The following is a 22,382-nucleotide window of genomic DNA, read 5'->3' as shown; positions in this document are numbered from 1 at the left end:
TAAATCATGTTCAATAACAACTTAAAAATAGCTTGGAGAAGTCTAAGGACAAATAGATTGTTCTCAGGAATAAATATTTTAGGGCTTTCCCTTGGCTTGGCCATTACCATTGTCCTATTCTTATTTATAAGTTATGAACGGAGTTTTGATACAGAATATGAGCAAAAGAAAGATATTTTTAGGGTTTTGGTCCATACCGATGAAAGTTATGATAAGCAAGTACTATGCACGGCACCCGCAGCAGTAGCTCCAGCGCTTAAGACTGATATACCAACCGTAAAAAAGGCGGCCCGCATCTTAAGACATGGTTTTGGCGAAACAGCTTTTGTTAAGGTTGGCAACACCAATTTTTTAGAAAAAGAACTTTACTGGTGCGACCCGGAACTGTTTGAGATTTTTAATATACAGATCGTAGAGGGCAAATCATACAAGGCTTTGGAAAGACCCAATACGGTAGCCTTGTCCCAGAGTACGGCAAAAAAATATTTTGGCGGTGAAAACCCTATTGGGAAAACTATTTTAGTGGACAATGAAGATCATTTAGAGGTTATAGGTGTTTTTAAGGATTTTGCGTCCAACAGTTCGATCTCATATAATGCCATAGGTTCATTTAGTTCCACTTTTGCGTATAAGGAGCCAAGTTGGGGAAATTCCAGTTTTGAGACCTATGTCCAGTTAGAACCTAATGCATCTGTTGCTACCACAGAGATGCAAATGCAAACGGTTTTGGATAAAAATGTAGATAAGGCAGGGCAATGGTTCTCGTTTTCATTGCAGCCTTTGGAAAAAGTACATTTATTTTCTGCAGGGTATGTCAATTCCTATTCAAACAATATTGGGGACATTGCTGAAATACGCAACTTGACATTTCTTGCACTATTGATTTTATTGATCGCTTGTGTCAACTACATGAACTTGATGACGGCAAAATCGCAAAAGCGTACCAAAGATGTTGGTATAAATAAAACTTTAGGGGCATCCTCAAAAAGTTTGGTTGTGCGTTTTTATGCGGAAACAGGCTTGGTAACATTTATTTCTCTGCTTATTGGTATAGGTATTTCGGCTTTATTGATTCCGGCATTTAATGCTATATCAGGTCAGGAATTGCAAATTTCATTGTTGTTACGCGTAGAAATGTTATTAGGATTGGCTTTGTTCTGGTTAATTACCAGCTTGGTTGCCGGTTCCTATCCTGCTTTTTATCTTTCCAGGTCCTCACCAAAAGCTGTTTTAAATACAGGTACCAACAGTGGTAAAGGGGTTATAACTTTAAGGAAAGGATTGGTGGTTCTGCAATTTGCGGCATCGGTGGTTTTAATAGTTGCCGTAACGGTTATTTACCAGCAATTACAATTTATGCAGCAACAGAAACTGGGTTATGAACCTGAAAATACAATTGCTGTAACCACGGGAGGAATACGTGGAGCAGCTATTAAACAAACATTGGTAGAGGAGTTTAAATCACTAAGTTCGGTATCTGATGTAGCCATGGCCCAAGGTTTTCCGGGCATTTCCGTTAGCGGTCGTACGTTGTTCAAAAATGAGAACGATGAAAGTGGTCTCCAATTAAGTACTAATCATTCAGACGCCGAGGTTATTGAGCTATTAAAATTAAAACTGTTGGCAGGTAAAACATTGCCATTGGTAAAACAGGAAGGAGATACGCTTATAGAAGTTGTTCTGAACAAAAAGGCCATAGACTATTTGGGGTATACACCGGAAGAAGCAATAGGTAAAAATGTTTTGATAGGAGGTTTTGGTAATAAAGCTAGAATAACCGGAATAGTGGATGACTTTAATTACGAATCTCTTCATAGGCCAATAGGGGCCTATGCGTTTCATAATTATAGAAGTGAGGCTAAATCCTTTGTTCTTATGCGGGTTAAAAGTGCAGACCTAACGGAAACATTGAACCAATTGAAATCAACCTTTGAATCCATTATTTCAGATGCCGCCTTTGAATATGTCTTTTTGGACAAAAATATGGAACGCCTTTATGCACAAGAACGTAAAACAGCGTTCATGGGGCTTATATTTTGCGTATTGGCAATTTTTGTAGCCTGTTTGGGTCTTTTTGGCTTGGCCGCTTATACGGCAGAACAACGTAAAAAGGAAATTGGTGTCAGGAAGGTATTGGGCGCTTCTGTATTAGGTATTGCGCAAATGTTGTCCAAGGATTTCCTAAAATTGGTTTTGGTTGCTGTTACCATAGCGTTCCCAATGGCATATTGGCTAATGACCAAATGGCTGCAAGATTTTGCATATAGGGTTGACTTGGGTTGGACCGTGTTTGCATTAGCAGGAATACTGGCCCTTTTTATAGCGCTGTTTACGGTAAGTTTTCAGGCCATAAGTGCGGCTTTGGCAAACCCTGTAAAAAGTTTACGGACGGAGTGATAGATACGTCATCAATCAATCAAAAACGAGAATCATGTTTAAAAATTATTTAAAAGTAGCTTGGCGAAATTTAGTAAAGGACAAAACAAATACCGGCTTAAATGTAACGGGATTGTCGGTAGCTTTTGCCGTTGCAATATTGTTGGCTATGGCCGCTGTTTTTCAACTTTCCTATGATGGTTTTCATACCAATGGAGATGCTATTTACAAAGTTGTACGTACGGAACAAACACCCAAAGGACCTAAGGTGGGTGCCGTTCAACCAGCACCTTTAGCCCCTGCATTATATTCAGAAGTTCCAGGGGTAAAGCGTTTTGCCCGCTGTGTTGAGGACGGCACGCTTGCCCTTTATAAGGGAAAAGAGGTAAGTATGGATGTTATTTGGGTAGACCAGGAATTCTTTTCCATGTTCAGCTTCCCTGTTCGTAATGGCAATGGCAAGAATCCTTTAGAAAATTTAAATTCTGTTGTAATGACCAAAGATGGGGCAGATAAATTATTTGGGTCAACAGAGGTTATAGGTAAAACAGTTAATCTTTTGGTCAATGGGGAAGAAAAACCGTTCACGGTAAGTGCTATCGCGGATAATATTCTTCCACAGAGCAATTTAGATTTTCAAATAGCTGCTAGATTTGAAAGTCATAATGAATATGGGGCAAGTAAAGAAGCATGGGATAGACAATATCATGCGGTATATGTAGAACTTGAGGAAGGTTTGGCGGCATCGGACTTTGAAAAAAGCAGTGAGGCATTTATTGATCTTCATTATGGGGAAGGAATAGAACGGTTAAAAAGAGACGGTGCCACGGCAGATGAAAATGGCCGTTTTATAAATCTTAAACTAGTACCACTTAAAGATGTGCATTTTGCAAGTTTTAAAAACGGATTTGTTGAGGTGAGTAGAAGTGGGCCGTACCTCATCTTTGGTATTGCCTTGTTAATAGTGTTCATTGCCTGTATAAATTATATAAATATGAGTATTGCCAAAACGGCAAAGCGCTTAAAGGAAATAGGTATGCGTAAAACCTTAGGGGCACAAAGGCAGCAACTATTTTTTCAATTTTGGAGTGAAAGTTTGTTTGTCTTTTTACTATCCATAACTATAGGTGTAGTATTGAGTGCCGTGTTTTTAAGTGATTTTAAATCAATATTCAATACACAGATTTCTTCAGAACTACTTATGTCACCTGTGTTTTTAATAGGACTTTTACTTACGGTTTTTGCTATTACCATGTTGGTAGGTGGTTATCCGGCCCTATTGATGAGTCGTTTGGGAACCATACAGTCTTTAAAAGGAAAGTTGGAATCTTCCGGTAATAATAAGGTGAGGAACGTACTTATGGTATTTCAATTTGGCATAGCTATACTTATGATTATTGGGACATTGGTGTTATGGGGTCAAATTGATTATATGCGAAATAAGGATTTAGGGTTTGATAAGGAACAGGTGGTCTCCTTTCCAATAAACGGCAAGCGTAATAGTCATGATTTGGTAGAATTGTTACGTGATGAGTTGAACGGTAATCCGGATATAGTTTCGGTAAGCGGTTCTGACAGTAATTTGGGACTTGGAAAAGATGGTAGTAGGTCTTCTAGTGGTATCGGTTTTGAATATAAAGGCCGTATAGTAATGACGAATTTTTTGGTGGTGGACAATGAATATGTTCAGACCTTAGGATTAAACTTGGTAGCCGGAAGAAATTTTGAGAGTGCCGGTGATAGCTTGGGGGTGGTGATCAATGAGGCAATGGCCAAAGAATTGGGTGAGCAAGATCCGTTAGTTTCACAATTAGAGATTGATGATGGTGTATTCTATCCCGTTTACGGGGTTGTTAAAGATTACAACTTCAGGGATTTAGATCAGGAAATTGCACCCATGACTTTTTTTATGAGCAGGCAACAAAACCTTACCTATGGCTTTGTAAAAGTATCACCGGCAAATATGGCCAATTCTTTTGCAGCCATAGAAAATGCTTGGAAAAAACTGGAGCCTAATGCAGAATTCTTAGGGTCTTTTTTAGATGAAAATATAGATAGGACTTTTAGAAGGGAAAAGACAACGGCTAAAATGATAACAAGTGGTTCTATACTTGCAATTATATTAAGTTGTATGGGGCTATTTGCAATGTCTTTGTTAATCGTTTCACAGCGCACCAAGGAAATAGGCATTAGAAAAGTTGTAGGGGCAAGTGTTTCTTCAATTACCTATATATTGACCAAGGATTTTTTAAAATTGGTATTGATTGCCTTTGTAATTGCTTCACCAATTGCATGGTGGGCCATGCGTTCATGGTTACAGAACTATGCCTACAAAATTAATTTAAGTATATGGTATTTTGTAGCAGCTGGGGCTTTAGCTTTGGTAATAGCCTTTCTTACCATAGGTACACGTACGGTTAGGGCAGCTAGGGCCAACCCGGTGAAAAGTTTACGAACGGAATAAATTTAAACCAATATGCTACGTAATTATTTAAAAATCGCATTTCGTAATGTTTGGAAAAATAAAGTGTTTTCCTTGATAAACATTTTAGGGCTTTCTATTGGTCTTAGCGCTGCTTTTGTAATTGGGGCAATGGTATTTTATGATCTTACTTTTGATAAGTTTCATCCAGATGGGGATAAAATATATAGGGTTACTACGTCCTTTAAAAGTCCGGATGGAGATTTTTACAATGCAGGCGTAACCGTGCCATTGGCGCAAGCGTTGGTGGACCTTAAAATGAACGAGTTGAATGCTGTTGCCCCAATATTCACAGCATTCCCGTTACATGTACAAAATAAGGTGACGGGTCACTTGTTCAAAGATCCTGAATTTGTGGCCTATGCCTCCCCCTCTTATTTTGAGGTGTTTGATTATCAATGGTTGGTGGGTAATAGCGATAATGCTTTAACGGAGCCAAATAGGGTAGTTTTGAGCCGGCAACGGGCAAAAAAATACTTTCCCGATCAGGAACTGCAAAATATTATAGGAAATTCCGTAGTCTATAATGATACTATTTTGGCAACAGTATCGGGCATTGTGGAAAATTTTAAAGGAAGAACGGATATTGTTTTTGAAGAATTCATCTCTTTAAAAACCGCTGCTACCCAAGATATGACCAATGCCGTGAACGAAGCAAATTGGAACAATACCAACTCGGCCTCTCAATTGTTCGTGAAATTATCCCAAGGGGCAGACCCTGTAAAGGTTCAAGAAATCCTTTCACGTATAGCAAAAGAGCATGATGAACCGGAAATGGTGGCCATAGGCAGAACCAGTGCGTACCATTTGCAACCATTGGCGGATATTCACTTAAATCCAAATTATCATACATTTGATTTTGATGATAGTCGCACTTCGTTATCGGCATTAAAAAGTTTATTGACATTGGCGGTGATTCTTGTCCTTTTGGGATGTATAAACTTTATCAACTTAAATACGGCCCAAGCCATACAACGAGCAAAGGAAATAGGAATCAGAAAAACCTTGGGAAGTTCAAGGAAGCAGTTGGTACTCCAATTCTTGGGAGAAACGTTCATTTTGAGTTTGGCCGCTGCAACACTTTCTTTTTTCCTGTCAAAGTGGCTGCTTGCCCAATTTTCGGATTTCATACCTAAGGGACTCACTTTTGAACTTTTCTATAATCCTTGGATAATTATGGGTATAATCCTCATGTTGTTCTTGGTAACGGTCTTATCGGGTTTTTATCCTGCTATTGTTATGTCCAAGTACAAACCGGTTTCTGTGTTGAAACAGCGGGTCCTGCCCAGTTCGGATAAGGGTTCGTTACGAAAATATTTAACCGTATTTCAATTTGTTATTGCACAGGTATTTATCATTGCTACATTAATGGTGGGTAAGCAATTGAACTATATCATGAAAAAGGATATGGGCTTTAAAACAGAGGCTATTGCGTATTTCCGAACACCATGGCGAGATACCTCTGCCGTAAAACGAACAAGGTTCGTTCGCCAGATGGAGGAATTGCCGGGAGTTGATCAGGTGGTACTTTCTGGAAATCCGCCGGCATCATTTTCTACAATGAGCATGGGTGTTAAGTTCGTTGAAGGGGATAAGGAAGTAAACTCTAATTTACAATTGATGTACGGTAATGCCCGCTATTTTCAACTTTATGATTTAAAGTTGGTGGCCGGTAGAATGCCATTGAACGATTCCATTCGGGAATTTGTGGTCAACAGATCGTATTTAAAAGTGTTGGGAATAACGGAACCAGAAGATATTGTGGGTAAAAATCTAAAGGTGGATGATGAAAACTTGCCCATTGTTGGAGTAATGGATGATTTTAACCAACATTCCTTAAAATATGGTGTGGCCCCAATGGCGTTCACAGGAGGTTCCTACAGGGGTAGGTGGACACAGTTCAAAACCATTCATTTTAAATTGAATAGTAAAAACACGGGTGATTGGCCTGCTACTTTTTCTAAAATTGAAACGATTTGGAACAAGCTGTACCCGTCATCTGATTTTGAATACACATTTATGGATGATACCGTAAAACGTTTTTACGGAAGTGAGCAAAAAACCTCAATCTTGTTACAATGGGCTACCGGTCTTGCAATTCTGATCAGCTGTTTAGGGCTGTTTGGTCTGGTCATACACACCACGGAACGTAGAACCAAGGAAATAGGAATACGTAAGGTACTTGGTGCCAATTTAATACAGCTTAATTTCTTACTGTCAAAAGACTTTTTAAAACTGGTTTTAATAGCATTTGTCATTGCGGCACCCCTTGCATGGTACGGATTATATATCTGGCTTCAGGAATTTGCCAATAAGACAGAAATCAGTTGGTGGATTTTTGCCATCAGCGGATTGGCAATGGTATTGGTCTCATTGATGATTATGATGGTAAAAACGGTAAATTCCGCTAATATAAATCCTGTTAAAAGTTTAAGAGCGGAATAATAAATATGATTTTAACCATCAATCACTTATACACTATATCACTAATCAACTAATTCACTATATATAAGATGTTATTACAATTAAGAAATATTTTTAAATGGGTTCAACAAGGTGGGCAACGTGTATTCTTGCTTAAGGATATAAACTTAGAGGTTGCAGAAGGGGAGTTCATTTCTATTATGGGGCCATCAGGTTCAGGTAAATCTACATTACTTAACGTAATTGGTATGTTAGATACTTTTGACGAAGGAGAGTATGATTTTTTAAGCGAATCCGTGCATACCCTAAAAGAAAAATATCGTTCAAATCTTTATAAGGAATATATAGGTTTTGTGTTTCAATCTTACCATTTATTGGACGACCTAACGGTAGAGGAAAATTTGGAAATGCCCTTGCTGTATAAAAAAGTAAAGGGTTCTGAACGTAAGGCATTGGTTGCGGATATGTTGGATAGATTTAATATTGTGGGCAAGAAAGATTTGTTTCCGACCCAGCTTAGTGGAGGGCAACAACAATTGGTAGGTATAGCCCGTGCATTGATCGGCAATCCAAAATTGATATTGGCCGACGAGCCTACCGGAAATTTAAACTCGCAACAAAGTGAGGAAATTATGGAGCTGTTCAAAAAACTGAACAAGGAAGATGGTGTAACCATTATTCAAGTAACCCATTCAGAAAAAAATGCCGGCTTTGGTTCAAGAATTATCAACCTTTTGGACGGTAGAAAGATTTAACTGTGTTGAAAATTGGATTTTCACGGAATGTCATTTTGATCGTAGTTGAGAACCTTAGGGTAAGACAGTTATTTTCGAATATCAGTTAGTATATCCATTTGCAATTTTTTAATTGAATAATGAGGTTATTATAATCCATTTAAAAACAAATAGTTCTGGACTTAACTTGGAATTTCAATCATCTAACAACCAACAACCAACAACCAACAACTAATCTGTATACCCTTCCGGGTGCATTTTATCGAACGTAGTTTGGTCTTGGAATGCTTTGGCAAGTAAGAGTATACTTGCTTCGTCATATAGGTTGCCCACCAAGGTAATACTAGTTGGGTGTTTCTCCTTGTCCAGTCCTGTTGGTATGGCTATGGCAGGATGGCCGGTAAGGTTGGTAATGATCAATTGTCTATTGCCAAATGACGGCGAGATAAGTACATCGAAGTTTTTCATGATTGTCTGCATTTTCTCTATCAATATCTGTCTATGCCTATTGGCCTGTAAATATTCTACCGCTGGTATAAAACGCGCCTGGCGTAAAGAATTGGCCCTTGAGCGTTGATCTTGTTCCACCATTTTGTCCACATTTTTAGAACGGACCAAGTCGTCAAAAAATGCACCGGCTTCTGCTCTTAGGATAACATCAAAGCTAGAGTAGGGTATATCCTTTGGCAATTCCACTTCATGTAGGTCTATTCCCATCTCTATAAAGGTCTTAATGGCTTTTTCTACATTGGCCTTGCTAAGCGAGGAATCTTTTTCTATATCTTTCTTTAGATAGGCAACTTTAAGATCCCTATAATTTCGTGTAGGGTCAAATCCGTCAGGAAAATCCATGGTCATAGCGTCCAGGGAATCCTTGCCGGTTATTACACTATACACAATGGCACAGTCTTCTGCACTTCTGGCCATAGGTCCCACTTTGTCCATTGACCAGCTTAAGCTCATTACGCCATGCCTACTTACCCTACCGTACGTGGGGCGTAAACCTGTTATTCCGTTTCGGGTACTGGGTGAGGTTATGGAGCCCAATGTTTCCGTTCCCAATGCAAAAGGAACCAATCCGGCCGAAGTTGCTGAGCCGGAACCTGCAGAGGAGCCAGAGGCCCCTTGATCCGTATCCCATGGGTTTTTGGTCTTGCCATTGAACCATACATCACCACGAGCCAAGGAGCCGGAGACCAATTTTGCTGCCAAAACCCCACCCGCAGCCTGTAATTTCTTGACCACCGTGGCCGTCATATTAATTTCCTGGTCTCTGTACGGCGCGGCGCCCCAAGTGGTTCTATAACCCTCTACTGCCATCAAGTCCTTTACTCCATAGGGAATACCGTGTAAGATACCCCTGTAAAGGCCTGCGGCAAGCTCTTCATCTAGTAGTTTCGCCTGTTTTAGTGCCATTTCTTCGGTAATGGTTATGGTGCATTGAAGTATGGGGTTGTATTTTTTTAATCGGTCAATAAAGAACTGCGTAAGTTTTACGGAACTTATTTTTTTGTTTTTAATAAGGGATGCTAGTTCTGGAATGGTAAAAAAGGCCAGATCGGCTTCTTTTGCAGGAAGAGCAACATCTGCAGGAATTTCCCAATCAGGAAAACCTTTGTGTGCACGCGGAATAAAATTCAAGGGTAGCGGGTTAAACTGTACGGCAGGAATGGTGTTGGCATTCAAAGTGTATTTTCTTAAACTGTCAAACCCTTCTTTATTTCGCTGTAGGTAGGGGTAAAGGGTATCTATATATTTTTTGTCAAAATTGAGCCCTACAAGTTTTTGGGAGCGTTGAACATCTTTTTTTGAAAATTGATTTTTGGTGCTTGAACAGGCTAAAATAAAGCAGAGTGTTATAAATGTAAAAAGTGATCTTATGCGTATCATGGTTGGGGCGTACTATTATTTAAATTGTGCTGGAATTCTAAGGTACAGATTTTGCTAGGTTCCGCTTATTGAAAAAGCCAGAATTCCGTAAGAATTTAACTTATGGCAATAACAGATTCTATTTATAATGGCATCTTCATTTTCAATACGCTAACTTCATAATCTAACATCTAAGGATTATCTTTGTAGCCTGTTTGCAAACGGGCAGGTCAAGAATGAATTTATATAATGAAGATAGAGAAAAAAGATGTCCTTAAAGCTTTAGAGCATATTACAGTGCCTGGTGAAGGTCAGAATATGGTAGAGAGCGGTTCGGTAACCAATGTTCAAATTTTTGGTGATGAGGTTGAGGTAGATATAACGATTAAGAACCCAAGTTTACAGGCGCGAAAGAAAACGGAGGTCGAGATTCTAAAGGTTATACATAGGGAAGTCTATGAAAAAGCTAAGATCAAGATCAATGTAAAGGTGGAAGCCCCGGCGGCAAAGCCCAATAAGGTCAATGAAATAAAGGGGAAACCAATTCCAGGTATTACCAATATAATTGCTGTTGCCTCCGGTAAAGGGGGAGTGGGCAAGTCTACCGTAACCGCTAATTTGGCGGTAACCCTTGCAAAAATGGGATTTAAGGTTGGCCTATTGGATGCTGATATTTATGGACCCTCCATGCCCATTATGTTTGATGTTGCCAATGAAAAACCATTGGCGGTAAATGTAGCGGGTAAATCTAAAATGAAACCTGTAGAAAACTATGGGGTTAAATTGTTATCGATAGGGTTTTTTACCCAAAGAGATCAAGCGGTAATTTGGAGAGGGCCAATGGCCAGTAAGGCTTTGAACCAAATGATTTTTGATGCACATTGGGGCGAATTGGATTTTATGCTGATCGATCTTCCACCGGGTACGGGAGATATTCATTTAAGTATAATGCAGTCGCTACCGGTTACGGGAGCCGTTGTAGTTAGTACCCCACAGGAAGTGGCCCTTGCGGATGCAAGAAAGGGGGTGGCTATGTTCCAACAAGAGTCCATTAATGTTCCGGTATTGGGAATTATTGAGAATATGGCCTATTTTACACCTGCGGAATTACCGGAGAATAAATACTATATTTTCGGTAAGGAAGGTGCCAAGCATCTATCAGAAGATTTAAACGTACCTTTCTTGGGAGAAATACCTTTGGTGCAAAGTATACGTGAAGCGGGTGATGTAGGAAGACCGGCCGCTTTACAGACGCAAACACCTGTAGAATCTGCATTTGAGGAAATTACCAAGCAGGTAGTACAGGAAGTTGTAGGTAGAAATAAGACTTTACCACCTACGGAAGCAATAAAGATTATAACAATGGCAGGTTGTGCTGCAGTTAAGAAATAGTAGATATGACGTTTGAAGAACTAACATTGAATGTTGAAAAAGCATTGGCTGAAATTAGACCTTTTTTACAGAGTGATGGGGGTGACATAAGCCTAATCTCTGTTGAGGAAGAGTCGGTAACCGTAAGGTTAGAAGGCGCTTGTGTTGGTTGCAGCGTCAATCAAATGACCCTTAAAAGCGGTGTGGAAATGACCATTAAGAAATATGCGCCACAAATACAGAACGTAATTAATATAGGTGGTTAAATCCTGATGAAAATCATAATTTATGAATCAATGGATTTATAATTTTGAAAGGCGTAAACGATTTCTTCAATGATTAAGACCGATATATTGATAATTGGCGCAGGACCTACGGGTCTTTTTGCCGTTTTTGAAGCAGGACTATTAAAATTAAAATGTCATCTGATCGATGCCTTGCCACAGGCAGGTGGTCAATGTGCTGAAATCTACCCCAAAAAGCCCATATATGATATTCCTGGATTTCCAGAGATCTTGGCCGGGGATTTAGTAAATAACTTAATGGAACAGATAAAATCCTTTCAGCCCGGATTTACGTTGGGTGAAAGAGCGGAAACCATTAAGAAATTAGACGACGGTACTTTTGTGGTCACCACAAATAAGGAAACGGAACACCATGCCCCTATTGTGGCAATCGCCGGTGGGTTGGGCAGTTTTGAGCCTAGAAAACCCCTGTTGGATAACCTGTCCAAATATGAGGACAACGGTGTTGCTTACATGATCAAGGACCCTGAAGTGTACCGTAATAAAAGGGTGGTCATTGCCGGGGGTGGCGATTCTGCACTGGATTGGAGTATTTTTTTGGCAGATATGGCCTCTGAGGTAACCTTGATACATAGAAGAAATGAATTTAGGGGAGTACTGGATTCTGTTGAAAAAGTTCAGGAACTAAAAAACCAAGGAAAATTAAATTTAATTACACCAGCGGAAATCATAGATTTAAATGGGGAAAATGAGTTAGAATCCATACTGGTCAGAAAAATTTCCGAAGCAAAGGAAGAAATGCTTTTGGAGGTTGATTATTTTATACCCTTGTTTGGACTATCCCCAAAACTGGGACCTATTGGCGACTGGGGACTAGAAATAGAAAAGAATGCAATTAAGGTAGATACATTTGATTATCAGACCAATATTCCCGGTATTTATGCCATTGGTGATGTAAATACATATCCTGGAAAATTAAAACTCATTCTTTGCGGTTTTCATGAGGCTACACTAATGTGCCAAAGTGCTTTCCAGAAAATTCATCCAGATAAAAAGTACGTTATGAAATATACCACGGTAGGTGGCGTAAGCGGTTTTGACGGAACTAAAAAAGAAGCGCCTAAAGCGGTGGTGAAAAAGATTGAGTAAAGTTGTGAATTGGTGTGTTGGTGAAATAGTGAATTAGTAAAGATGACTATACAACGATTTGAAGACCTAAAGGTTTGGCAGAAATCTCAAGATTTAGCGGTTCTTATCTATAAACAATTTAGGGATTTAAAAGATTTTGGTTTTCGGGATCAGATTACTAGAGCTTCAGTATCTATTTCTAATAACATAGCAGAAGGTTTTGAAAGAAGTTCTAATGCGGATTTTAAACGCTTTTTATATTTTTCTTTAGCTTCCAACAGTGAACTAAGATCCATGCTTTATCTTGCGCAAAGATTAGCGTATGTAGAAAAAGAAATGGCACTAGAATTGATAAATGAAACTAATCAAGTATCAAAAATGTTATATGCCTTTATTAAATCAATGAAGTAATATTTTTCACTAACCCACTAACCCACTAACCCACTAACCCACTAACCCACTAACCCACTGATTTATGACCGATATAAAAATTACAATAATAGACCGCGACGGAGTAACCCATGAAATAGATGCTCCTACGGATATGAATATGAACCTTATGGAAGTGGTACGTTCGTATGAACTGGCACCAGAAGGAACCATAGGTATTTGTGGAGGTATGGCAATGTGTGCATCTTGTCAGTGTTATGTGGAATCTGACCACGAATTGCCGGAAATGAGCGATGACGAAGAAGCTATGTTGTCAGAAGCTTTTAATGTTAAGGAAAATTCGCGTTTAGGTTGTCAATTGCATATTTCTGAAGAAATGGACGGACTCAAAGTAGAGCTAGCTCCAGAGGATGTATAACTGTTTCTTATCAACAAAACAATACAATGGTTTTTCAGAACTATAGTCATTTCGCGTGATTGTAGTTTACAGTAAAGCATACATATAAAAGTGTATCGAGAATATCTGAGATATAAATGAGTGTTCTCGATACAAATCTTCTTATACTTGGACAATTCACTCGAATTGACATATTTTTATTTTCCAACAACCAACAACCAACAACCAACAACCAACAACCAACAACCAACAACAACAATCTTATATCCTTGCCTGATAGGTGAACAAGTTATGGTATCTGCCTTCTTTGGCAATCAGTTCTTCATGGGTGCCCTGTTCTGCAATACGTCCGTTTTCAATGACCAAAATTTGATTGGCCTTTCTAATGGTGCTCAAGCGGTGGGCTATGACAAAGGTTGTTCTTCCCTTGGTAAGTTCGGCCAAACTTTTTTGTATTAATGATTCACTTTCGGTATCCAGATTTGAGGTTGCCTCGTCCAAAATCAAGATTCTTGGGTTGGCCAGTACGGCCCTTGCAATGGCTATGCGTTGCCGTTGCCCACCAGATAGTTTTACACCACGCTCTCCTATTACGGTATCCAAACCATCCTCAAAGCGATCTGTAAATTCATTAACATAAGCCGCTTTGATTGCATCCTGTAATTCTTGCTCAGAAGCATCGGGTCTTGGAAAAAGAATGTTTTCCTTAATACTTCCTTCAAATAAAAAATCATCCTGCAGAACCACTCCCAAGTATTTTCTAAAACTTGTCAGGTCCACTTTGGCCATATCGACCCCATCAATGGTAATCTCTCCTGAGTCTGGATTTAAAAAACTGGCGGCCAAGCCAGCAATAGTAGATTTTCCAGACCCTGAACTACCCACCAAGGCAATGACGTCACCAGATTTCGCTTCAAAACTTATGTTGTGCAAAACCTCCTTGTCCTCCTCGTATGCAAAGGACACATCATTGAAAACCATGTCTCCTTTTATATTGCTCAGGTTGATCGTACGGTTCTTTTCATCAGATTCAGATACTTTGTTCATCAATTCTTCGGTACGGTCCAATCCGGCCAAGGCTTCGGTCAATTGACTCCCAATATTGCTCATTTGAACAATAGGGGCCACCATGAGCGCAAGTAAAAATGTAAATTCAAAATACTCGCCGGTGGTCAATTCTCCTTGCATCATCTTATACCCTCCAAACCCCATCATAATGCCCGTAGTAGCAAGGCCTAGTAAAAATGTGGATGAACTGGTCATAATTGCGGTCGCGGTCAAACTTTTCTTCACATTTTGATACAAACGGTCAACACCTTCCTCAAAAACCTTACTCTCTTGTTCTTCAGCATTAAAACCTTTAATGACACGTATACCTCCAAGAGTTTCGGTCAACCTACCCTTTACTTCCGCATTAATTTTTCCACGTTCCCTAAAAACAGGTCGTATAATTTTAAATGCTTTTAGCGCTATAAGGGCAAAAAGAATAAGTGGTATAAAGGTCAGCAAGGTCATGGTTGGGCTAATTCTCAATAATAAAATGAGTGAAACCACCGCCGTAATGGTACCTCCTACCAATTGTACGAGTCCGGTACCGATCAAATTACGTACACCTTCCACATCGCTCATTATCCTGGATACCAACGCACCTGATTTTGTATTGTCAAAAAAACGTATGGGCAAGGAAAGAACTTGTTTTTGAACCTGTGCTCGTAGTTCGGAAATCATATATTGGGCCTGTATACTAAGAACTTTGGTCAATAAAAAGGACATGACTGCCTGAACCAAAAAGGATAGGATAACCACGGCCACCAAAACTTTTAACAGATCATAATCTTTATTGGGAACAATATCATCCAGAAAATAACGCAAGGATACCGGAGCCACAAAACTGGCCGCTTTACTGATAACGATCAATAATAAACCCAATAACACAAGTTTTCTTCTGGGCCAAATTATAGTTTTAAATGCGGTTAGTATACTTACTTTTTTTTCTGCCATTGGGGTAATTAGTTTTGTTTTTAATGTCCGGTCAAGACCTACCGGTAATGAATCGCAAGTTACTTCAATTCTAAAGTTTAACCGAATCTAGAATAGATTTTGATATTGATGTAAGGAATCGATAAAGGTTTTTATATTTGAGTAACCAGACTACCGCTCAATGTTTAAAAAAACGATCTTCTTTTTTCTTCTAATTGGTTTGTGTGCCAATGCTCAAGAACAATATTATGAGCTGCGTGATTTTGTAACCGATAGTGCCTACATTTTTACGCCAGAACAAGAAATGGATTTAAATCAGCGTTTGGTAGATTTTGAAACCGCTACTACCAATCAATTGGTCATTGTAACTATAGAGCAACTAGGTTATGAAACCATTGAGACTTATGCCAATGGGCTGTTCAACCAAAACGGAATTGGTCAAGAAGGAAAGGATAACGGACTACTGATTCTATTTTCAGAATTGGACCGAGAAGTAAGAATAGAGGTAGGTTATGGGTTAGAGCCTTATATTACCGATGCCGTTGCATCAAGAATCATCAGAAATACCATGATTCCTAATTTTAAGGAAGAGGCATATTTTAATGGTATTGATCATGCGACGAATCAGCTTATTGAATTTCTTAATGACCCCAAAGCATTAGAAGAATTTAAACAAGAAATAGCTGATGAACATGATAAGGATAAACTTTACATGAACATCTTCCTTGGTGTTTTTCTTTCCATATTCATGGGTGTAGGTGGTTTTTTCTTCTTTAGGAGTTATCAAAACGTAATAGAGGTGTTTAGAGGAATGTTCATTGGTAAGTTAGGTGTACTGCCCGGTATTTTTATGTTATTAGGAGGCTCTATATCAACTTTGTTTGGTATGGTGTTCATGGTAATTCCTTTATTCATTGCGTATAGTATTTATACGTCTGACCAAGATATGGTCATGCAAATTTTTGATGAACCAAAGCTTTTATTATGGCTGTTGTTACCCTTTTTTGGTATAGCGGCTATCATTGCATTTATAAAACTAAAAATAACGGGCAAGGACAAACTAAGTATTTCATGGTTAAAAAATGACAAGACTTATTATAGAAAAACATTCTCCTCATCAGGAAGCCATTCATTTGGTTCGGGCAGTCGTTCTTCTGGTGGTAGTTCTAGTTCATTTTCTGGCGGGGGCGGCAGTTCTGGCGGTGGTGGTGCAAGTGGCAGCTGGTAAAAATAAAGTACATTTATAAGCCTTAATGATCTAAAAGTATAGTGGTTATGAATAAAATAGTTTATGTGTTGGTCTTCATCCTATTTTTATCTTGTAATACGGAGAAAGCCGGTAACCCCAAAGTGGATAAGTGGGAAGCACAAGCGGCAAATGTTGAGATTATAAGGGATGGTTATGGTGTGCCGCATATTTATGGTAAGACAGATGCAGATGCCGTTTTTGGATTGTTGTATGCACAGTGCGAGGATGATTTTAACCGTGTAGAGCAAAACTACATATGGGCAACGGGTAGATTGGCAGAAGTAGATGGCGAAGAAGCCTTGTACAGCGATTTGCGCGCAAAACTGTTTATGACCGAAGAAGAGGCTAAAGCGAATTATGAAAAGAGTCCTACTTGGTTAAAAGAATTATGTGATGCTTTTGCAGACGGAATAAATTACTACCTCTATACGCACCCAGAAGTAAAACCGAAATTGCTGACGCATTTTGAACCATGGATGCCCATGTATTTTAGTGAAGGCTCTATTGGTGGGGATATTGAGCGCATTTCTACTAGGAAGATCGCCGCTTTTTATGAGAGTGATATGGAGCTGCCCAAGATGGAAATGTTGCAATTAGATAAAGAGAAGGAAGTGGAGGAGCCTCAAGGTTCTAACGGAATTGCAATTTCTGGTAAGCTGACACGGTCCGGTAATCCTTTATTATTGATCAATCCGCATACCTCGTTTTATTTTAGGGGAGAAGTTCATGTAGTTTCTGAAGAGGGATTAAATGCCTATGGTGCGGTAACTTGGGGCCAGTTTTTCGTTTACCAAGGATTTAACGAAAAAACCGGATGGATGCATACATCAACCTATACTGATGTTATGGATGAATTCAAGGAAACGATTATAAAAAACGATGACGAATTGATGTATCAATACGGAGAAGAATTACGTCCTGTAGCATCGTCTGAAATAATATTAAAGTATCTGGATGGAGAAGTATTGAAAGAGAAAAAATTTCCTGCATACAGAACGCACCACGGACCCATAACCCATGTTGCCGATGGGCAATGGACGGCATCTGCCATGATGTGGGAACCTGTAAAAGCTTTGGAACAATCATTTATTCGTACAAAACAAAGTGGATACAAAGGTTTTAGGACTATGATGGATATCCGAACCAACTCAAGCAACAATACGGTTTATGCAGATGCGGAAGGCAACATTGCATACTTTCATGGAAATTTTGTTCCAAAAAGAGAAGTTCAGTTCAACTATTCTCAACCTGTAGATGGTAATGACCCTAAGACAGATTGGCAAGGATTGCATACGGTAGATGAAAATATTCTAATAAAGAATCCTGAAAATGGTTGGATCCAGAATTGTAATTCCACTCCGTATACTGCAGCGTTGGAATTTAGTCCTAGCAAAGAAGATTACCCCTATTATATGTCCAGGGATCAAGAGAATTTTAGGGGAGTACATGCTATTGACTTATTGAAAGATCGTAAAGGATATACCATAGATAGTTTAATTCAATTGGCACATGATCCATTTTTACCAGCCTTTAAGGCGCTCATTCCTGGATTGGTAAAGGCTTATAATTCGCATGACGATAAAAATCCAAAATTAAGGGAACCAATAAAAATTTTAGAAGATTGGGATTACACTACTGGAGAAGATCAAGTAGCTATGACCTTGGCCCACTTTTATGGAACGGCAATGGGCAGTAGGGCAGCGCATCCGGAAGGGTTGAGTGACATGGAACGTATGATTTATTTTGGTACACATACAGAAGAAGCATTAAAGATATTTGAAGAGGTGATTGATGAACTATCGGTAGATTTTGGTACGTGGAAAATGCCGTGGGGAGCGGTAAATAGATATCAGCGAACTACAGGAGATATCGTACAACATTTTGATGATGCACAACCAAGCATTCCTATAGGCTTTGCATCCGGTAGGTGGGGGGCATTGGCCGCTTATGGCGCTCGGTATACAACGGATGGTGCTAAAAAATTATATGGTACAAGGGGCAACAGTTTTGCCGCAGTTGTTGAATTTGGGGATACGGTAAAGGCTAAAAGTATTCTGGCAGGCGGACAAAGTGGTAATCCCGGTTCGCCACATTTTAACGATCAGATTGATAGTTACAGGAATGTAAATTGGAAAGAAGTACTTTATTATCGTAATGATGTTCTAAAAAACGCAAAACGCACGTATGTTCCTGGTAAGTAAAAGAACTAAGTAAAAATTAGGACTACATTGATTCTTTGGTAACGATCAAAGTAGCCTTGGAACCTGCGGATAATAACCATTTGTTAGAGTAGATCAGCTCTCCTTTATCATTGTACACATCTACCTGTGCGGTGTTAGGTGCAGAGGAACCGTGGTTCAAAGCTTCAAAGTCCAAACGGTTAAAGCCATCTTGTAGGTCTACATTAATTCCTTTAAAAGCTCCGGTCAGTAATAGATTTTGTTCAATGACCATATCGTTCATATAAATCTTAACACGGTCACCGTCTACATATTCATGATCTCTACAAACAATACCAATATATTTTCCGTTACTTTTAATATCTCCTAAATACTGGTCTGCAAAAAATTGTCCAGATCCATTTAGGCGCTCTCCAGGACCAACCCTTGGATCAATCTTCATGCCCGTGCCTGCCTGTACCAATTCTTCATCGGGCAACATTTTTACCGGATTTCTGGAATTCATATCAATATTGGGCTGTTCCTTGATCAGAGAAGGCATATTTAAAGCATTGCCCGTACTTGTCTTGCCTTGCGGCTCAATAGGTTTTGCCGCCTCAATTTTTAAGGGTTTTGGAGTAGGAAATTCGGACTGTGCGGAAACCTTGGTTAATGCACAACAAACCATAACTATTAAAAGAAAAAAAGAATTTCTCATTTATTACTCAATATGATGAAATAAAGATAACAAATACCCTGCCATGGGCACTTAAGGCTTCGTTAAAAATTAATTCATTGTCATATAATTCGTTGAAATGTAGCTGTTAGCAGTGTTAGTCGCTGTCTTTTTCTTGTTTTTGCTCCGAAAGCCCGAGTAATAATATGAGTGAGACTAAATATGCGTATAATTTTTTCAATACATTATTTTAAGTTTTCCCTTAAGAATGAAATGAAATTTCCGCTCATTATTTTCTCAATGTCTTGAGGTGCATACCCTCTGTTTTCTAATAAATGAACACATTTTTGCAAATCTGCAATAGTATCTACATCGGCAGGACCTTGTTCTTTTCCAAATCCGCCATCTAGGTCAGAACCAATGCCTACATGATTGGCATTACCGGCAAGTTGACAAATGTGATCGATATTATCGAGCATTTGCTGTAGACTTACCCCTGCAGATTGCGGTCTAGAAACCCCTCTTTCCCAATTTGGAGCCATCATCCAAGCATCAAGTACAACACCAGTAATACCTTTACGTGATATAATTTCCTTGATCTGTTCATCTGTAAATTGCCTATGGTGGTTAACCAAGGCCCTGCAATTGTTGTGGCTGGCCCAAAGAGGACCGTCATAGTTCACCATAGTTTCCCAAAAACTGATATCGCATAGATGGGTTACGTCTAAAATTATTCCTAAACGTTGAATTTCCTTTAATAGCGCTCTTCCTTTGGTACCGATACCACCAGATGAGTTGGTACCATGGGCATATGTGCCAGGACCATAATGTGCGGGGCCAATGGCGCGTAACCCTTGATCATATGAACGTTTTAAGTATGAGATGTCGATAATAGAATCTGCACCTTCTAAACTTAATATATAGCCAATAGGTTTCTTTTCATTATCGGTTTTCCAAAGTTCCAGGTGCGCATCAAGTTGAATTTTGTTGGTGATTTGAACCATTTCTTTAGCATCTTCCATGCTTCTGTACCATGCCAGTTGCCCTTGTGTCTGTGCCCAGGCCTGTTGGGGTGATTTCCACCCCGGTAGTGTATTGTCCTTATGGACATAACGGGCAATTTGCGTTGCCATACAGAGCCCTATATTACCTTTTCGCATAGCATCTAACGATACTGTATTGTTACCTCTATCCGGTTTATCGGTCATACCTTGCTCACCTTTTCTAATATCTTCAACAGACCAAGTAAGGTCGCGGTTCCACTCCATGGCATTCATGGATAGGTCTAAATGGGCATCGAATATAAACATGTTTAAATAGTAGATTTTTGGGTTCTTGCAGTTACCGGCCAATGATCGATAACCTCATTATCTTTAACAACGGTAAGGGTATCGTATTTAGCTACGGTAGGACAAATATGTTTAGGAACTGCGTAGTGCACATCACCTATCTCAGGTATGGTAAGGTCGTCATATTCAACTACCAAATGCTCTTCTGACTGACTAATTTGCTTACTGTGTTCAAGGTCTAAAAATTCTATTCGGGGAAAAGGCATTTCTGGTGCTATGGATTTATGACCTAGATCAAAACAAAGAATACCAGTAGTGGGTTTGCTGAGTATACGTGTTATTAAAACTGCCGCAGGTAAAAAATTCATCTCTGGAAAAAGATTTCCATAGCCGGAGTCCCAAAGTAATGTGGTACCTGGGCTGGCCTCCACATCTTTCCGCTTGCAGTGAAATGGAAATGTTGGTGAACCACCAGCCACTATTTTTGGACTTGGTATCCGTAGTTGCTCAATAGCGGCTTTTAATTTTAATACTGGTTCAAAAGCGGTATTGCAATCTGCTTGGCGTATAGTGGGATTCGTATTTCGTAAATGACCATCGTACACATGTAAACCTTCGGCAATTAAATGCTCATGTTCATTTAATGCTCTATATAGGGCCAATGCTTTTTGGTCAGGAGCTATACCTGTTCGGTTCATACCGTTATTGATATCTATCCACAGCGGAATTTTAATATTATTCGCTTTAGCTAGATCACCTAGCAGATTTACAGTTTTGGCGTTGTCTACTAGGGTAGAGAATTTGGTGTTGCCATATTTTTTTATGAGTTCAACAAAGCGTTTAGTATTTGGGCCAATAGGTTGCATGGCCAATAGGACATCATTAGCGTTGCAATCTCCAAGCAATTCCGCTTCGGGAATCGTAGCACATTTAAATTTGTGGATTCCAGATAACATTTGCATACCAATGATGTTGGCATTTTTGTAGGTTTTTACATGGGGCCTTAATCTATTTACATCACCTACCATAGAAATCATGGTATTGATATTATGCTGTATTCTATCTGGATAGACAAGCAGTGAGGGCGAAATAACCTCTTCAGGATAGTGTAAGGAATACCAGTGGTCGTCTTTCATGAGATTTAATGATGTAATTCAAAATGAGCCTCAATTTCAACAGGTATTCCGCCAGGTAGTATCATACCAACTGCACTACGAACACCAACACCGTTATCGGGACCAAAAATAGCTGCCATAAGTTCGCTGAAACCATTAATGACCAAAGGTTGCTGCCCAAAATCTGGAGTGGAATTTACCATTCCCAAGGTCTTTACAATATGTTTAATTTTATCGATATCGCCAAAATGGGTCTGTATAGTGGATAGCATGGTCAAGGCCACTTGCCTTGCGGCTAATTTTGCCTCTTCCATGGTCATATCATCGCCTGCTCTGCCAATAATCAAAGAACCGTCATTCTGCATGGGTCCTTGTCCGGATATATAAAGAAAATGGTCCACGACAAGAACCGGTTTGTACAATCCTGCAGGTGGCGGTGCGGGTGGAAGTACCAACCCTAATTCCTTAATTCTTTCAGAAGGTTTCTTTTGCATATTA

17 protein-coding genes are annotated in these 22,382 nt (G+C 39.3%); 11 read left to right on the top strand and 6 right to left on the bottom strand.

All coding sequences use genetic code 11. The annotated features are described in order from the left end of the window. Positions 1-6 precede the first annotated feature (6 nt). The 4 genes from JM81_RS09685 (at position 7) to JM81_RS09670 (ending at position 8,037) form a co-directional block, all read left to right on the top strand. On the top strand, positions 7-2,397 hold the full coding sequence (locus JM81_RS09685; RefSeq protein WP_144802812.1) for an ABC transporter permease: 2,391 nt from the start codon (positions 7-9) through the stop codon (positions 2,395-2,397). A 34-nt stretch (positions 2,398-2,431) separates the two neighbouring features. Further along, positions 2,432-4,840, top strand: coding sequence for an ABC transporter permease (locus tag JM81_RS09680; RefSeq protein WP_144802809.1), 2,409 nt, complete (start codon positions 2,432-2,434; stop codon positions 4,838-4,840). Between the two features lie 63 nt (positions 4,841-4,903). Then, a complete protein-coding gene (locus JM81_RS09675) occupies positions 4,904-7,303 on the top strand; it encodes an ABC transporter permease (protein WP_261375161.1) in 2,400 nt (799 codons plus the stop codon). Between the two features lie 68 nt (positions 7,304-7,371). Next, positions 7,372-8,037 (top strand): ABC transporter ATP-binding protein, encoded by a 666-nt coding sequence (locus JM81_RS09670; protein WP_144802803.1) that lies wholly within the window; start codon positions 7,372-7,374, stop codon positions 8,035-8,037. A gap of 210 nt (positions 8,038-8,247) precedes the next feature. On the opposite strand, the gene JM81_RS09665 is transcribed toward JM81_RS09670, so the two are convergent. Further along, complete coding sequence (locus JM81_RS09665; RefSeq protein WP_144802800.1) at positions 8,248-9,906, bottom strand: amidase; 1,659 nt, start codon at positions 9,904-9,906, stop codon at positions 8,248-8,250. 228 nt (positions 9,907-10,134) lie between these two features. Here JM81_RS09665 and JM81_RS09660 point away from each other — a divergent pair, with 228 nt between their 5' ends. The 5 genes from JM81_RS09660 (at position 10,135) to JM81_RS09640 (ending at position 13,437) form a co-directional block, all read left to right on the top strand. After that, positions 10,135-11,277: an Mrp/NBP35 family ATP-binding protein gene (locus tag JM81_RS09660; protein WP_144802797.1), complete on the top strand. Its 1,143-nt coding sequence runs from the start codon at positions 10,135-10,137 to the stop codon at positions 11,275-11,277. A gap of 5 nt (positions 11,278-11,282) precedes the next feature. After that, positions 11,283-11,522 carry a NifU family protein gene (locus JM81_RS09655; RefSeq protein WP_089260826.1) on the top strand — a complete coding sequence of 80 codons (240 nt, stop codon included), beginning with the start codon at positions 11,283-11,285 and terminating at the stop codon, positions 11,520-11,522. A gap of 69 nt (positions 11,523-11,591) precedes the next feature. Then, a complete protein-coding gene (locus tag JM81_RS09650; protein WP_144802795.1) occupies positions 11,592-12,650 on the top strand; it encodes an NAD(P)/FAD-dependent oxidoreductase in 1,059 nt (352 codons plus the stop codon). 42 nt (positions 12,651-12,692) lie between these two features. Beyond that, positions 12,693-13,040 (top strand): four helix bundle protein, encoded by a 348-nt coding sequence (locus JM81_RS09645; protein ID WP_058104968.1) that lies wholly within the window; start codon positions 12,693-12,695, stop codon positions 13,038-13,040. Between the two features lie 64 nt (positions 13,041-13,104). After that, on the top strand, positions 13,105-13,437 hold the full coding sequence (locus tag JM81_RS09640) for a 2Fe-2S iron-sulfur cluster-binding protein (RefSeq protein ID WP_144802792.1): 333 nt from the start codon (positions 13,105-13,107) through the stop codon (positions 13,435-13,437). Positions 13,438-13,677: 240 nt separating this feature from the next. Here the strand turns inward: JM81_RS09640 and JM81_RS09635 are convergent, their stop codons facing one another. Then, positions 13,678-15,417 carry an ABC transporter ATP-binding protein gene (locus tag JM81_RS09635; protein WP_089260823.1) on the bottom strand — a complete coding sequence of 580 codons (1,740 nt, stop codon included), beginning with the start codon at positions 15,415-15,417 and terminating at the stop codon, positions 13,678-13,680. 160 nt (positions 15,418-15,577) lie between these two features. Here JM81_RS09635 and JM81_RS09630 point away from each other — a divergent pair, with 160 nt between their 5' ends. Next, the gene (locus tag JM81_RS09630) at positions 15,578-16,624 is read left to right on the top strand and encodes a TPM domain-containing protein (protein WP_144802789.1); all 1,047 of its coding nucleotides are present in this window, start codon (positions 15,578-15,580) and stop codon (positions 16,622-16,624) included. 47 nt (positions 16,625-16,671) lie between these two features. After that, positions 16,672-18,846: an acylase gene (locus JM81_RS09625; protein ID WP_144802786.1), complete on the top strand. Its 2,175-nt coding sequence runs from the start codon at positions 16,672-16,674 to the stop codon at positions 18,844-18,846. A 22-nt stretch (positions 18,847-18,868) separates the two neighbouring features. Here the strand turns inward: JM81_RS09625 and JM81_RS09620 are convergent, their stop codons facing one another. From JM81_RS09620 to JM81_RS09605, 4 genes are all read right to left on the bottom strand, one after another. Next, complete coding sequence (locus JM81_RS09620) at positions 18,869-19,522, bottom strand: hypothetical protein (protein WP_144802783.1); 654 nt, start codon at positions 19,520-19,522, stop codon at positions 18,869-18,871. A 203-nt stretch (positions 19,523-19,725) separates the two neighbouring features. Continuing rightward, a complete protein-coding gene (locus JM81_RS09615) occupies positions 19,726-20,790 on the bottom strand; it encodes a dipeptidase (protein ID WP_144802780.1) in 1,065 nt (354 codons plus the stop codon). Positions 20,791-20,792: 2 nt separating this feature from the next. Further along, positions 20,793-21,905: a D-TA family PLP-dependent enzyme gene (locus JM81_RS09610; RefSeq protein ID WP_144802777.1), complete on the bottom strand. Its 1,113-nt coding sequence runs from the start codon at positions 21,903-21,905 to the stop codon at positions 20,793-20,795. Positions 21,906-21,910: 5 nt separating this feature from the next. Continuing rightward, entirely contained in the window at positions 21,911-22,378 is a 468-nt protein-coding gene (locus JM81_RS09605; protein ID WP_144802774.1) for a RidA family protein, read from the bottom strand. Between the last annotated feature and the right edge of the window lie 4 nt (positions 22,379-22,382).

The sequence above is a fragment of the Maribacter sp. MAR_2009_72 genome (assembly GCF_007827235.1).
Classification (GTDB): Bacteria; Bacteroidota; Bacteroidia; order Flavobacteriales; family Flavobacteriaceae; genus Maribacter; species Maribacter sedimenticola.
This window is presented reverse-complemented; position numbering and strand designations above follow the sequence as displayed.